This window comes from Stenotrophomonas sp. PAMC25021 (assembly GCF_004795795.1).
GTDB classification, from domain to species: domain Bacteria; phylum Pseudomonadota; class Gammaproteobacteria; order Xanthomonadales; family Xanthomonadaceae; genus Stenotrophomonas; species Stenotrophomonas muris.
Genome location: NZ_CP039255.1, coordinates 1,208,052 through 1,222,238, shown reverse-complemented (window position 1 = coordinate 1,222,238; position 14,187 = coordinate 1,208,052). Strand labels below are relative to the sequence as shown.

At 68.8% G+C, this 14,187-nt stretch carries 13 protein-coding genes; 6 read left to right on the top strand and 7 right to left on the bottom strand.

What is annotated here, in order from left to right:
• Positions 1-289: 289 nt before the first annotated feature.
• On the top strand, positions 290-2,032 hold the full coding sequence (locus E5790_RS05930; RefSeq protein ID WP_049440131.1) for a S8 family peptidase: 1,743 nt from the start codon (positions 290-292) through the stop codon (positions 2,030-2,032).
• An 88-nt stretch (positions 2,033-2,120) separates the two neighbouring features.
• Here E5790_RS05930 and E5790_RS05925 read toward each other — a convergent pair whose 3' ends face one another.
• The 3 genes from E5790_RS05925 to wrbA all read right to left on the bottom strand — a co-directional run bounded on the left by E5790_RS05925 (position 2,121) and on the right by wrbA (position 3,611).
• Positions 2,121-2,606 carry an asparaginase domain-containing protein gene (locus E5790_RS05925; RefSeq protein ID WP_010481766.1) on the bottom strand — a complete coding sequence of 162 codons (486 nt, stop codon included), beginning with the start codon at positions 2,604-2,606 and terminating at the stop codon, positions 2,121-2,123.
• Positions 2,607-2,685: 79 nt separating this feature from the next.
• Positions 2,686-3,021, bottom strand: coding sequence for a DUF2069 domain-containing protein (locus E5790_RS05920; protein WP_014646024.1), 336 nt, complete (start codon positions 3,019-3,021; stop codon positions 2,686-2,688).
• Entirely contained in the window at positions 3,018-3,611 is a 594-nt protein-coding gene (gene wrbA / locus E5790_RS05915) for an NAD(P)H:quinone oxidoreductase (protein WP_069118531.1), read from the bottom strand. The genes E5790_RS05920 and wrbA overlap by 4 nt, the downstream gene beginning before the upstream one ends.
• Positions 3,612-3,688: 77 nt before the next feature.
• On the opposite strand from wrbA, the gene E5790_RS05910 reads away from it, so the two are divergent.
• Positions 3,689-4,963: a YihY family inner membrane protein gene (locus tag E5790_RS05910; protein WP_032956948.1), complete on the top strand. Its 1,275-nt coding sequence runs from the start codon at positions 3,689-3,691 to the stop codon at positions 4,961-4,963.
• The gene (locus E5790_RS05905; RefSeq protein WP_014646027.1) at positions 4,960-5,535 is read left to right on the top strand and encodes a TlpA disulfide reductase family protein; all 576 of its coding nucleotides are present in this window, start codon (positions 4,960-4,962) and stop codon (positions 5,533-5,535) included. Before E5790_RS05910 ends, E5790_RS05905 begins: the two co-directional genes overlap by 4 nt.
• 492 nt (positions 5,536-6,027) lie before the next feature.
• Here E5790_RS05905 and ppk2 read toward each other — a convergent pair whose 3' ends face one another.
• From ppk2 to hemA, 4 genes are read right to left on the bottom strand one after another with little or no spacing between them, the layout of a single operon-like run.
• The gene (ppk2, locus tag E5790_RS05900; protein ID WP_049406807.1) at positions 6,028-6,810 is read right to left on the bottom strand and encodes a polyphosphate kinase 2; all 783 of its coding nucleotides are present in this window, start codon (positions 6,808-6,810) and stop codon (positions 6,028-6,030) included.
• Positions 6,811-6,856: 46 nt separating this feature from the next.
• Positions 6,857-8,563: a tetratricopeptide repeat protein gene (locus E5790_RS05895; RefSeq protein WP_111206817.1), complete on the bottom strand. Its 1,707-nt coding sequence runs from the start codon at positions 8,561-8,563 to the stop codon at positions 6,857-6,859.
• A 5-nt stretch (positions 8,564-8,568) separates the two neighbouring features.
• Positions 8,569-9,651 carry a peptide chain release factor 1 gene (gene prfA / locus E5790_RS05890; RefSeq protein WP_014646030.1) on the bottom strand — a complete coding sequence of 361 codons (1,083 nt, stop codon included), beginning with the start codon at positions 9,649-9,651 and terminating at the stop codon, positions 8,569-8,571.
• A complete protein-coding gene (hemA, locus tag E5790_RS05885; RefSeq protein WP_014646031.1) occupies positions 9,629-10,912 on the bottom strand; it encodes a glutamyl-tRNA reductase in 1,284 nt (427 codons plus the stop codon). The genes prfA and hemA overlap by 23 nt, the downstream gene beginning before the upstream one ends.
• 63 nt (positions 10,913-10,975) lie before the next feature.
• Between hemA and E5790_RS05880 the strand changes: the two genes are divergently transcribed.
• Genes E5790_RS05880 through ispE form a run of 3 tightly spaced genes read left to right on the top strand, consistent with a single transcriptional unit; the run spans position 10,976 to position 14,183 of the window.
• Entirely contained in the window at positions 10,976-12,661 is a 1,686-nt protein-coding gene (locus tag E5790_RS05880) for a tetratricopeptide repeat protein (protein WP_181454205.1), read from the top strand.
• Positions 12,658-13,317, top strand: a complete 660-nt coding sequence (lolB, locus tag E5790_RS05875) for a lipoprotein insertase outer membrane protein LolB (protein WP_014646033.1) — start codon at positions 12,658-12,660, stop codon at positions 13,315-13,317. Before E5790_RS05880 ends, lolB begins: the two co-directional genes overlap by 4 nt.
• Positions 13,314-14,183 carry a 4-(cytidine 5'-diphospho)-2-C-methyl-D-erythritol kinase gene (gene ispE, locus E5790_RS05870; RefSeq protein WP_111206819.1) on the top strand — a complete coding sequence of 290 codons (870 nt, stop codon included), beginning with the start codon at positions 13,314-13,316 and terminating at the stop codon, positions 14,181-14,183. Before lolB ends, ispE begins: the two co-directional genes overlap by 4 nt.
• Positions 14,184-14,187: the final 4 nt, after the last annotated feature.

Sequence of the window (14,187 nt, the reverse complement as noted above, 5' to 3'; positions counted from 1 at the left end):
TCGCAGGATAGGTGATGACCCAGTCAGGTGTGTGCAGAAGATGAGAAAGTTCCTTCACCTTCACAAACCCTCGACCCGGGAAGTCTCAGAACGAACATTTCATCTTGCTGAAAAGACGCTGAAAATCTTGTGGTGTCCGGTTTTGGTCATTAGCGTCATCTGCACGGCGGATCGATAGGGGGATCCGCTGACTCGCCGGACTTCGAACCTCGCCAACGCAAGCCAGCCCATGGTTCGGGCCGGTGCTTCTGCCGATTCCGGCATTCACACCACTAGAAAGGGAAATACGATGTCCCAGGTAACGCAACCGCGTGTGCGTCGAGTGTGGGTGGTCCTTGGTGCGTCCGTTCTGTCATCGCTGCTGCTGGCCACGCCTGCGCTGGCCGGTGACGTCCAGCTCAGCGGCCTGCAGTCTGCGCCGACGCACCAGCGCTTCATCGTGAAGTACCGCGACGGCAGTGCGCCGGTGGCCAACACCACCGCACTGGCCTCTTCGCTGAAGAGTGCCGCCGCCGGCCTGGCCAGCAGCCAGGGCCGTGCGCTGGGCCTGCAGCAGGTCCGCAAGCTGGCCGTCGGCCCGACCTTGGTCAGGACCGACCGCCCGCTTGACCAGGCTGAATCCGAGCTGCTGATGCGCAAGCTGGCCGCCGACCCGAACGTGGAATACGTCGAAGTCGACCAGATCATGCGTGCGACGCTGACCCCGAATGACACCCGCTTCAGCGAACAGTGGGGCTTTGGTACCTCCAACGCGTCGATCAACGTGCGGCCGGCCTGGGACAAGGCCACCGGCACCGGCGTGGTGGTGGCCGTGATCGATACCGGCATCACCAACCATCCCGATCTCAACGCCAACATCCTGCCCGGCTATGACTTCATCAGCGATGCCGCGATGGCGCGCGATGGCGGTGGCCGCGACAGCAACCCGAACGACGAGGGCGACTGGTATGGCGCCAACGAGTGCGGCTCGGGCATCCCGGCGTCCAACTCCAGCTGGCACGGCACCCACGTCGCCGGCACCGTGGCGGCGGTGACCAACAACAGCACCGGCGTGGCCGGCACGGCGTTCAACGCCAAGGTCGTCCCGGTGCGCGTGCTCGGCAAGTGCGGCGGCTATACCTCCGACATCGCCGATGCGATCGTGTGGGCCTCCGGCGGCACCGTCAGTGGCGTGCCGGCCAATGCCAATCCGGCGGAAGTCATCAACATGTCGCTGGGCGGGGGCGGCACCTGCTCGGCCACCTACCAGAACGCGATCAACGGCGCGGTCAGCCGCGGCACCACCGTGGTGGTCGCCGCTGGCAACAGCAACACCAACGTGTCCTCGTCGGTGCCGGCCAACTGCGCCAATGTGATCGCAGTGGCGGCCACGACCTCGGCCGGTGCGCGGGCCAGCTTCTCCAACTATGGTGCCGGCATCGACATTTCCGGCCCGGGCCAGAGCATCCTGTCCACCCTCAACACCGGCACCACCACGCCGGGCAGCGCCAGCTACGCGTCCTACAACGGCACCTCGATGGCGGCCCCGCATGTGGCCGGTGTGGTGGCCCTGATGCAGTCGGTGGCGCCGAGCCCGCTGAGCCCGGCGCAGGTCGAGAGCATCATCAAGAGCACCGCACGCCCGCTGCCGGGCGCCTGCTCGGGGGGCTGCGGCGCCGGCATCATCGACGCCAACGCGGCGGTCACCGCAGCGATCAACGGCGGTGGCAACCCGAACCCGGGTGGCAACGTGCTGCAGAACAATGTGCCGGTGACCGGCCTGGGCGCCGCGACCGGTGCCGAGCTGAACTACACCGTCGCCGTCCCGGCCGGCAGCACCCAGCTGCGCGTGGCAATCAGTGGCGGCAGCGGTGATGCCGACCTGTACGTGCGCCAGGGCAGTGCCCCGACCGATACCACCTACACCTGCCGTCCGTACCTGAGCGGCAACAGCGAGACCTGCACCATCAACAGCCCTGCCGCCGGCACCTGGTATGTGCGGGTGAAGGCGTACAGCACCTTCTCGGGCCTGACCCTCAGCGCCCAGTACTGAGCCCAAGTCCCTCTCCAAGGGCACGCCCTGGCTTCGGCCGGGGCGTTTTTGTCCGGGTGGGTGCCGACCTCGGCCGGCACGCTGTTCCTCAGACCGACTCGAAACGGTTCGCCGCCACGTTCTTGCGCACATGCTGCGGGTCGAAGATCCGCCCGTTCATCGCGATGTACACGCCGCTCGGCAGCGACTGCACCGCACCGATCGCACAACCGATGTTGAACTCCGCATCCGAGCCGCGGAAGCGTGCCGGGCTCAGCGCACCGGTCATCACGATGGTCTTGTCCGGGATCGTCGCCAGCACCTTGCCGGTCTGCACCATCGAATCGGTGCCGTGGGTCACCAGCACGTGCCGGGTGGGCTGCGCGGCGATGGTGGCGCGGATCAGCTCGCGGTCTTCGTCGTTGATGTGCAGCGAATCCTTGCGCAGGATCGGAATCACGTTGAAGCGGAACGTCACGCCCAGCTCGCGCAGGATCATGCCGATCTGCGGATCGCCGATCTGGTAGTCCGACTTGTCGTCGAAGTAGATCTTGTCGATCGTGCCACCGGTGGTGACGACCAGGAGCTCTTCCATCATGTGCATGCGCGAAACCAGGACAGGGACTGCGGCGCGGGGCCAGGAAGGCAGATGATAAGGCCCTGGGCGCGCAGCGTCAGCGCCGCTTGCCGAAGCGGGCGCGCAGGCCGGGCAGGCTGGCGCTGAAGATCACCAGCAGCGCCAGCGCGATCTCGATCAGCGCCAGCCAGCGCGTCTCCGGGTGGCTCCAGGCGCTCATCACGCCGTGGCTGAACCAGCCCAGCGCCAGCACCGAGGCCCAGAAGCCGGCCTTGCGCCAGCCCAGGCGCACGGCGATGGCCAGCGCCAGCGGTGGCGCGGTGAACACCAGCTGGGTGGCCAGCCAGTGCCTGTCATTGATGAACCAGCCTGCGAACAGCGCGGCCAGCCCCATCAGGGCCAACAGCAGGACCGTGCGCGGCGCGCGGTTCATCGGGCCAACCGCTGCGCGATGTCGGCCACCCGGCGCCCCAGCGCGCGCGCCAGAACCGCTTCGTCGTCGGTCGGCTGCGGATCGTCGGCGGCACCGGCCACGTGGCTGGCGCCATAGGGCGTGCCGCCACTGATGGTGTGGCTCAGCGCCGGTTCGGTGAACGGGATGCCGACGATCACGCAGCCGTGGTGCAGCAGTGGCACCTGCATCGACAGCAGGGTCGATTCCTGGCCGCCGTGCATCGAGGCGGTGGACGTGAACACGCCGGCCGGCTTGCCGGACAGGGTGCCATTGACCCATTCGGCGCCCAGCCCATCCAGGAAGTGCTTGACCGGCGCGGCCATGTTGCCGAAGCGGGTGGGGCTGCCGAGCAGCAGGCCCTGGCAGTCGACCAAGTCCTGCACGCTCACGTAGGGGGCGCCATCGTCGGGTACCGGTGGCTGCGCGGTCTGGGTCACGGCGGCCACCGGCGGCACCGTGCGCAGGCGCGCGGTCATGCCCGGCACTTCGCCGATGCCCCGCGCGATCTGGCGCGCCAGCCGTGCCACCGAACCGCCCCGGCTGTAGTACAGCACCAGAATCTCGCCCATCGTGCCCGCTTCTCCTCGTCGTGTGGCTACCAGTATGGCTATCCTGCCAGCATTCCGCATCGGGTACCCTTCCACCGATGGAACCTTTGGATACGCTCAACCTGTGGATGGAGCGCGCGCGGGATCGCGCACGGGCCATCAGTTTCGGCCGCTTCCTGTGGCATCGCTTCCTCGACGACCGCCTGTTCCAGGCAGCGGCGGCGCTGGCCTACACCACGGTGTTCGCGCTGGTACCGCTGGCGATCGTGGTATTCGGTGTGCTGTCGGCCTTCCCCGTCTTCGACCGCTGGAGCGATCAGCTCAGCGACTACGTATTCTCCAACTTCGTGCCCTCCGCGGCGCGTGCGGCCGAGGGCTACCTGCGGCAGTTCTCGGCCAGTGCCGGCCAGCTGACGGCGGCCGGCTTCATCGCACTGGTGGCCTCACTGCTGATCACGCTCAACAGTGTGGAAGAGACCTTCAACCAGATCTGGCGGGTCGGCTCGACCCGGCCCAAGCTGACCCGCTTCCTGGTCTACTGGACCGTGCTGACCTTGGGCGCGATGCTCGCCGCCGCATCGCTTGCGGTATCGGCGCGGGTGTTCGCGATGCCGTTGTTCGGTACCCAGGAGGGCCGTTGGTTGGCCGAGCTGGCGCTGCGGCTGGCGCCGATCCTGATCGAGTTCGTCTGCATCACGCTGATGTTCCGGGTGGTGCCGCACCACACGGTGAAATGGCGGCATGCCGTGCCCGGCGCGATCCTGGCGGCGGTCATCCTGGAACTGGTGAAGTGGGGCATCGGTGCCTATCTGGGCAGCTTCCAGTCCTACCAGAAACTGTATGGCACGGTGGCGTTCGTGCCGATCCTGCTGCTGTGGATCTACCTGTGCTGGGTGGCGGTGCTGCTGGGGGCGTCGCTGGCTTCTTCGATGGCCGCCTTCCGCTACCAGCCGGTGGAACTGCGCCTGCCGCAGGGGTATGAGTTCTATGGACTGCTGCGGCTGCTTGGCCGCTTCCAGCATGCACGGGCCAAGGGCAAGGGCCTGGCCGATGACGAGATCCTGCGGCTGGAGCCGATGCTGACCGATTCACTGCTGCAGGACCTGATCTGCAACCTGCAGGAGATCGACCTGCTGCGCCGCGACGAGCGGGGCGAGTGGCTGCTGTCGCGTGACCTGGACCAGGTCAGCCTGGCCGATCTGTACGAATGCACCCAGCTGCGCATCCCGGTGGCCGAGCAGCACCTGCCGTACCGTGATGACAGCCTGGGCCGTGCCGCACTGGCGGCGCTGGACGATCTGCGGCTGCCCCTGCGCGAACGCCTGAAGCGCAAGGTCAGTGATATCTATACCGACTCTGGAGACATGCCATGACCCGCAAGACGCCGTTGCCGCTGCTGCTCCCGTTGACCCTGCTGCTGGCCCTGGCGGCCTGCAAGCCGGCCCAGGAGCCGACACCGGCCAGCAGCCAGCCGCCGGCACAGGCGCCGACGCCGACCACTCCGGCACCGGTCGATGAAACCCCGGCCGAGCGCACCACTGCCGAATTCCCGACCTTGAAGATGAAGGCGGTGGATGGCAGCGACTACGATCTGGCCGCGCATCGTGGCAAGTGGGTGGTGGTGAACTTCTGGGCGACCTGGTGCGCCCCGTGCCGCAAGGAGATGCCCGAGCTGTCGGCGCTGCATGCGATGCGCAGCAACATCGAGGTGGTCGGCCTGGCCTACGAGGACATCGAAGTGCCGGAAATGCAGTCGTTCCTGACCAAGCATCCGGTGACCTATCCGATCGTGATCGTGGACCCGTTCGATCCGCCGGCCGACTTCGCCACGCCGCGAGGCCTACCGTTGACGCATCTGCTGGATCCGCAGGGCAAGCTGGCCCACACTTTCCTTGGCCCGGTGACCGCCGCCGACATCGAAAAGCAGATCGCGGCCGCCAAGTAGTGGGTGGGTCGGCAGGGCCTGCGGCCCTGCACCTCGGTACGCGCCATCGCATGCGCGCTGCCGCTCCCACGCTTCGCTGCGCGAACCGCGGGCCCCACTTACCAACACCCAAACCCCCGCCGCTTCGCGGCCGCCCCCTGACTCAGGGGGCTCTGCCCCAGACACGATCCGACGCCCGCCAGGCCAATGGGATTGCCGATGGGGTCAGATCCGCTTTCCGCAGGAAAACGGATCTGACCCCGGTTCCATTTCGATATCTGACAGATGTGTCGACCAAGGTCGACACCTACCAACAGCCGCAGGGATCTGTCAGAGGCGGGGCGGTTGGGTGGGTAGGACACGCCGTAGACCCGTCCATGGGGCTCGATGTCGCCATCCATGGCGCCAACGGTCGTGCCCACCCACCGCGCGGCCATCCCGCGGATGCCCGCTGTTGCTGTTGCCGTTGCCGTTGCGTTGAGCAGGTGCAGGGTGCAACCCTGCCGACCCACCCTATTCTTCGACCGGGAAATCCTCGATCGGCTTCAGCACATCGTAGTGCTCGCGATGCAGCTTGCCCTTCAGCTTCGGCAGCTCCGGCAACGGCGCATCCACCCGTGTGTCCGGCAACCGGTCCAGCAGGTTGCGCACCAGGGTCAGTCGCCCCAGCCGCTGGTCGTTGAAATCCACCAGCGTCCACGGCGCAGCCTCGCGATGCGTCGCGCGCAGCATCGCCTCGCGGGCTTCGGTATAGGCGCTGTACTTGCTGCGCGATTTCAGGTCGACCGGGGACAGCTTCCAGCCCTTCAGCGGATCGAGGTGGCGTTCGGCGAAGCGCTTCTCCTGCTGCTCCTGGTCCACGCACAGCCAGTACTTGAACAGCAGGATGCCGTCATCCACCAGCAGCTGCTCGAACACCGGTGCCTGGCGCAGGAACTGCTGGTACTCGGTTTCGCTGCAATAGCCCATCACCCGCTCGACGCCTGCGCGGTTGTACCAGCTGCGGTCCATCAGCACGATCTCGCCGGCGGCGGGAAGATGCGAGGCATAGCGCTGGAAATACCACTGCGTGGCTTCGCGGTCGGTAGGCTTGGGCAGTGCTACCACCCGGCATTGGCGTGGATTGAGATGCTGGCTGATGGCCTGGATCGCGCCGCCCTTGCCTGCCGTATCCCGTCCCTCGAACAGCACCAGCAGGCGTTGCCCGCTGAGCTGCACCCAGCGCGCCATCGCGGTCAGTTCCAGCTGCAGCGGCAGCAGCAGTTCGTCGTAGTCCTTGCGCTTGAGCTTGGCCATCGTCACACCACGCGGGGAGGAAGCCCGAGCGTAACGCAGGGGTCGCTCAGGTGCTGTCGACGCCCTGCCAGCCGTGTTCACCGGCAAGCCGCTGCAGCAGGGCCGACAGGTCGCGGGCAAACCCGGCCATGTCGAACAGGCCACTGCGGTCGCGCGCCTGCGCCAGCTCGGCGCGAAGCGAGGCCAGTGCTGCGGGGTCATTGCCCAGTGCGCTGGCGGTGGCGATGAACGCCGCATCATCGGCGACATTCATCCGGGCCAGCCCCAGATGGTGGTTGAGGCTGCCGGCCACGCGCGCGGCGAAGGTGTCGCCCGGGCAGGTCAGCACCGGGCAGCCGGCCCACAGTGCATCGGAGGCGGTGGTGTGCGCGTTGTACGGATGCGTGTCGAGGAACAGGTCGGCCAGTGGGTAGCGGGCCAGGTACTGCGGATGCGGCAGCTTGGCCATGAACACCAGCCGCGCCGGGTCCAGGCCGGCAGCCTGCGCGGCGGTGCGCAGGCGGGCGTCGGCCTGGCCGGGGCCGGACAGCAGCCACAGCACGCTGCCGGGCACGGCCTGCAACACTGCGAAGGCGCGGCCCATGCTGCGCGGGTTGAGCTTGTAGCTGTTGTTGAAGCAGCAGAACACCACGCCGTGCTCGGGCAGCCCGCACTCGGCGCGGGACGGCGACGGCTCCAGCGTGCGGGTGTTGTCCGAGGGCTGGAAGGCCCGCGGAAGGCGCAGGACGCGTTCGCTGAAGTGCGGTTCCAGCGCTGCCGGCAGTACGAATTCGTCGGCGACCACGGCGTCCAGCCAGCGCGCGCCCGAGGTGCCGGGGTAGGCCAGCCAGTTCAGCTGCAGCGGGGCCGGGCGCATCGCCAGCACTTCGGGCGTGCCGCCGCCGCCCCAGCCGCGCAGGTCGAACAGCAGGTCGATGCCCTGTGCGCGGATGCGGGCCGCGATGTCGGCATGCCGCAGTGCGGCCACCTCATGCAGCCGGGTCGCGGACTGCAGGCGTTCGCGGATGCCGCTGCCATCGGCGCGGTTCAGCGCGAACAGGTGCAGCTGCAACGCCGGGTCATGACGCAGGTGTTCGAGCAGGGCCACGGTCAGCAGCCCGGTGGGATGGGCGCCGAAGCCATTGGAAAGGAAGCCGACGCGCAACGGGCCGCGCGCGCGTACCGTCACTGCCGGCAAGGGCCGGACCGAGGCGGCGATCAGTGCGGCGCGCGCACGTGCACAGGCCAACTGCTCGCCCGCGCTGGCGTCTTCGCTGAGGAAGGCGAAGGGTTCCACCGCACCGTGGCCGGCGGCGAGCGCGGCGCGTACCTGCGCAGCCAGCGTGTCCACGTCCTGCCAGTCGCACAGGCGGCGCTGCCATGCCAGGCGCTGCGCGGCGATGTAGGGTTCATCCGGCATCAGCGCATGCGCGCGGCGATAGGCCGCTGCTGCGCCTTCGGCATCGTCGGCGTCTTCCAGCGCATGGCCCAGCCACAGCGCGATGCCCGGGTGCTGCGGGGCCAATGCCGAGGCCTGGCCAAGCAGCTTCGCCGCGTCGGCGTGCGCGCCGGCCATCCAGGCCACGCGGCCCAGGCGCGCCAGGGCCTCGGGGTGGTTCGGGCGCAGCTGCAGCGCGCGTCGTGCCGCCTGCTCGCCGGCGGCGATGTCGCCGGCTTCCAGTTCCAGGTCGGCCAGCATCACCCAGGCGACGAAATCGCCGGGCTGGCGTGCGATCGCCTGCTGCAGGTGCTGTCGCTGCTGCCAGGCCGACATCGTGCTCAGCCCGCCGACAGCTGGGCCAGGGCATCGACCTGGTGTTCGTGGCTGAGCCGCTGCAGCAGCGGGTCGAGGTCGCCGGCGAGGATGTTGGGCAGGTCGTACAGGGTCAGGCCTTCCACGCGGTGGTCGGTGATCCGGCCCTGCGGGAAGTTGTAGGTGCGGATGCGCTGGCTGCGGTCGCCGCTGCCGACCTGCAGGCGCCGCGATTCGGCCTGCGCGGCGTCCTGGCGCTGGCGCTCGGCATCAAGCAGCTGCGCCTTCAGGCGCTTCATCGCCTTGTCGCGGTTGGCGTGCTGGCTGCGCTCGGTCTGGCACTCCACCACTACGCCGGTCGGCACGTGGGTGATGCGGATGGCCGATTCGGTCTTGTTGACGTGCTGGCCGCCGGCACCGGACGAGCGGAACGTATCCACCTTCAGGTCGGCCGGGTTGATGACGATGTCATCGACCTCGTCGGCCTCGGGAATGATCGCCACGGTGGCCGCCGAGGTGTGGATGCGGCCCTGCGATTCGGTGGCCGGCACGCGCTGCACGCGATGCGTGCCCGATTCGAACTTCAGGCGCGAGAACGCACCACGGCCGACCACGCGCGCCACCACTTCCTTGTAGCCGCCATGCTCACCGGGATTGTCCGATTCGATCTCGACCTTCCAGCCCTGGCGCTCGGCATAGCGGGCGTACATGCGGAACAGATCGCCGGCGAAGATCGCGGCTTCATCGCCGCCGGTGCCGGCGCGTACTTCCAGGAACAGGTTGCCTTCGTCGCGCGGATCGCGTGGTACCAGCAGCAGGGCCAGTTCTTGTTCCAGTTCCTGCAGGCGCGCCTGCGCCGCAGCGATTTCCTCGTCTGCCAGTTCACGCAGGTCGGGGTCGGCGCGCATGCCTTCGGCGGCGGCCAGGTCGGCCTTGGCACGGGCTTCCTCGGCGAGCGCGGCAGCGACCGGTTCAAGTTGGGCGAATTCGCGCGAAAGGTCGCGGAAACGGGTGTTGTCGGCGACCACATCGGGTTCGGCGAGCAGGCGTTCCAGTTCTTCGCGGCGCTCGGCCAGCGCTTCCAGCTTACGGCGCAGGGTCGGCGTCATCGGGTCTCACGGGTGGGTGGCGGTAACCCGGCGTGGCCGGGAACAGGCGCTCGGCGGCGCGGGTCAGGTCGGCATCGCCACTCAGCGCGGCCGCGCGCAGAGCGGCGGTCGGCGGATGCAGCAGGCGGTTGGTCAGGCCATGGGCCAGCAGTTCCAGCACTTCGTCGGCGGGCTTGCCGTTGGCCAGCTGCTGCCGTGCGCGCTCCAGCAGTTCGGCGCGGGTCGCTTCGCCGAACGCACGCAGCTGCCGCAGCGGTGCCTGGTGGGCGCTGGCCTGCTGGGTCTCGATGAAACGCGACACCTGCAGGTCGATGATCGCCTCGGCCTCGGCGGCGGCCTCGCGGCGGCCACGACGGTTGTCTTCCACCGCGCGTTCCAGGTCATCGACGGTGTAGAGGAAGGCGTCGTTGAGCGTGCCGACCTCGGCTTCGATGTCGCGCGGCACGGCCAGGTCGAACAGCAGCATCGGCTTGTGCCGGCGCGCGCGCAGTGCCTTGGCCACCATCTCGCGATGGATCACAGGTTCGCGCGCGGCGGTGGCCGAGAACACGATGTCGGCCTCGCCGAGATGGCGGTCCAGTTCGGTCAGCGGCAGGGCCACGCCGCCATGGCGGCTGGCCAGTTCCTGCGCGTGGGCGAGGGTGCGGTTGGCGATCAGCAGCCGCCGCACCTTGCCCTCACTCAGGTGGCGTGCAGCCAGCTCGATGGTCTCGCCGGCACCGACCAGCAGCACGGTGGAGTCATCCAGGCGCGCGAAGGCGTTCTGCGCCAGGCGCACCGCCGCCGAGGCCACCGACACCGGGTTGGCGCCGACCTGGGTATCGGTGCGCGCACGCTTGGCTACCGAGAAGGTCTGCTGGAACAGGCGGTCCAGGCGCTGGCCGAGCAGGCCGTGGTCACGCGCGGTCGACCAGGCATCCTTTACCTGGCCGAGGATCTGCGGTTCGCCCAGCACCATCGAGTCCAGCCCGGTGGCGACCCGGAACAGGTGGCGCACGGCCTCGGCATCGGCATGCTGGTACAGGTAGCCCTGCAGGTCGCCTGCCTGGCTGTGCAGCCACTGGTCCAGCGCCTGTGCCGACTCGGCCACGGCATACAGTTCGGTGCGGTTGCAGGTGGACAGCAGCACTGCCTCGGCGATCTGCGGGGTATCGCGCAGCGAGCCCAGCGCACGCGGCAACGCCTCACCGGCGAAGGCCGCGCGCTCGCGCAGCTCCACCGGTGCGGTCTGGTGATTCAGTCCGAGCACCCACAGGGTCATTGTTCAGTTGCTTGCGATAAGCTGCTGGCCATTGGACGACATTTTAAGGCCCCGATGCCGACGATGCCCGCATTGATTCGCATCCCCAGTGTTCTGCTGCTGTCCCTGGCCTGCACCCAGGCCCTGGCGGCGGTGCCGGCCAAGGCCCCCGTGCGGGCCGCGGCCACTGAGGAACTGGCGCTGGAACCGGTGATGGCCGGTGAGTTCGCCCTGCAGGCCGGCAAGCTGGCCGAGGCCGCGCGCTGGTACCTGCAGGCCGCGCAGCAGACCGACGGCGACGCCGGCCTGGCCGAGCGCGCGACCCGTATCTCCATGCTGGCCAACGATGATGCCAGCGCCGCCAAGGGCCTGGCCCTGTGGCAGCAGCGCGCCCCGCGCTCGTTGACCATGCGCAGCGCCGCCGGTGCGCTGGCCATGCGCCAGGGCGATGTGAAGGCTGCCCGCACCGAGCTGCAGGCGCTGCTGGCCGACCCCGACGAGCGCGGCTGGAAGTTCGCCCTGGCCGCGCTGATCGGCGGTGGCCGCGACCCGGCGGTGCCGGCGCAGGTGCTCGGCGAGCTGGTCGATGCCAATGCGATTCCGCCGAAGATCGAGGCCTGGCAGGAGTTCGGTCGCCTGGCCCTCCGCATGGACAAGCCCGAGTTGGCGCGGCGCATGATCGATGAAGTGGTCAAGCGCTTCCCGGAAGAGCCGCGCGTAGCGTTGCTGCGTGCCAGCCAGCTGCAGCAGGCGGGCGAGACCGACAAGGCATTGTCGCTGCTGCACGACGTCGAGCCGAAGACCCGCCAGGACCCCGAGCTGCGCAATGCGGTGGCCATCGCCTACGACAGCCTGGGCCAGCCGGCTGCGGCCGAGCGCGTGTTGGCGTTCGGCCCGCAGGACGTACAGACCTGGGGCATGCGCGCCTCGCTGCTGGCCAAGCAGGGCGACAAGGCGGCGCTGTCCAACCTCTACAACGAGCTGTCGCGGCAGGCGGCCAAGCCGGATCCGGCGCAGCGCCTGTTGCTGGGCAGGATCGCCGAATACCTGAAGCGTTACCCCGAGGCGGTGCAGTGGTACCACAGCGTGCCCGGTGGCGATGAGCTGAGCGAAGCGCGCCTGCGCGCGGCCAATGCCCAGGCCCTGGCCGGGCGCCTGCCGCTGGCGCTGGAGGAAGTGCACGCGATCCAGTCCGACGCGGTGGTCGACGACGATGTGCGCCGTGACGCCTACCTGCTGGAAGCTGAACTGCGCCAGCGTGGTGACGACAGCGCCGGTGAACTGGATGCGCTGGCCCGCGGCCTGGCCGCCTACCCGGACGACAACGGCCTGCTGTACGCACGTGCGCTTACCTGGGAGCGCCGCGACGACATCCCGCGCGCCGAGGCCGACCTGCGCAAGATCCTGGTGACCGACCCGGAAAACGTGCCGGCGCTGAACGCGCTGGGCTACACCCTGGCCGATCGCACCGGCCGCCTGCAGGAAGCGCTGGAGCTGATCGACCGCGCCCGCGTGGCCGAGCCGGACAACGCCGCCATCGTCGACAGCTATGGCTGGGTGCTGTATCGCCTGGGCCGCAAGGAAGAGGCACTGGTACAGCTGCGCCGGGCCTGGACCCTGGCCAAGGACCCGGAGATCGCTTCCCACGTCGGCGAAGTGCTGTGGGTGCTGGGCAAGCATGACGAGGCCCGCCACTTCTTCGACGAAGCGGCCAAGCTCGACCCTGAAAACCGAGCGCTGCTGCGCGCCCGTGAGAAATTCAATCCATGAGTGGTTCCCTGATCCGGCCGCTGCTGTTGGCGACCGTGACCCTGGCGGTGAGCGCCTGTACCAGTGTCGGCACGCAGAAGACCCCGGCGCCAGCGGTGGTCGAGATTGTTTCGGCTGAAGCGGCGCAGGCCGAGGCAGCGCGCGTGGCCGCGCTGCAGGCACAGCCGGACTGGGCCTTCCAGGGGCGGGTGGCGGTCAGCAAGGGCAAGGACGGCGGCAGCGGTCGCATCGACTGGAAGCAGGACGGCCGCCGCTACGTGGTCGAACTGAGCGCGCCGGTGACCCGGCAGAGCTGGAAGCTGACCGGCGACACCCATTCCGAAGCCGGTCGCCTGGAAGGGCTGTCCGGCGGTCCTCGCGATGGCGAGGACGCCCAGCAGCTGCTGCTGGAAGCGACTGGCTGGGACATCCCGGTCAATCAGCTGCCGGAGTGGATCCGCGGCCTGGTGGCCGGGGATGCTGCCGGTCCGGAAAAGGTCGAGCGCGACGGTGAAGGCCGGCCGCGCCGCATGCAGCAGATGGGCTGGCAGGTGCAGTACCTGGACTGGTACCCGGCCGACGCCGGACGACCGGCGCTGCCGCGACGGATCGAGGCCAGCAATGGCGACGCCAAGGTGCGCCTGCTGGTGGACCAGTGGGGGCAGGGCACGCCATGAGCGCCGGGCGCGACGACGCGGGCTGGTCCTGGTGGCCGGCCCCGGCCAAGCTGAACCTGTTCCTGCACATCACTGGCCGCCGGGCCGACGGCTACCACGAGCTGCAGACCGTATTCCGCCTGCTGGACTGGGGGGACCGCATCGGCCTGCGCCTGCGTGAAGACGGTCAGGTGCGTCGGCAGGGCGAGGGCCTGGCCGGCGTGGCCGAGGCCGATGACCTGGCGGTGCGGGCCGCGCGCCTGCTCCAGGATGAGGCGAAGGGCGCGCAAGGTGCTGACATCATCGTCGAAAAGCACGTTCCTGCCGGTGGTGGCTTTGGCGGCGGTTCGTCCGATGCGGCCACCGTGCTGGTGGTGCTGAATCGGCTCTGGCGCGCCAGCCTGGACGAGGATGCCCTGGCCGCGCTGGCCCTGCGCCTGGGCGCCGACGTGCCGGTGTTCGTGCGTGGCCACAACGCCTGGGCCGAAGGGGTGGGCGAGCGCCTGCAGCCGATCACGCTGGCGCCGGCCTGGTATGTGGTGGTTGAACCGGGTGTTCATGTTCCTACGCCGGTCCTGTTTGCAGACCCGGATTTGACGCGCGACAGCCCAGTGGCGAAAATAGAGGACTTCGCTTCCGGGACCCTGGTCGGGAACGCGTTCGAACCGGTGCTGCGCCGCCGTGAGCCTGCCGTCGAGGCAGCGCTTGCCGCGTTGAGCGACATCGGCGCGGCGCGGCTGACCGGTTCGGGAAGTGGTTGTTTCGTCGAGTTCGCATCGCAGGCTGCTGCAGAGCAGGGGCGGTCGAAGTTGCCGAAGGAGTTGCGGGCAAGGGTGGCAGCGGGCGTTGCGCGTTCGCCACTGCTGGATGCACTCGAGCAACACTGATTTA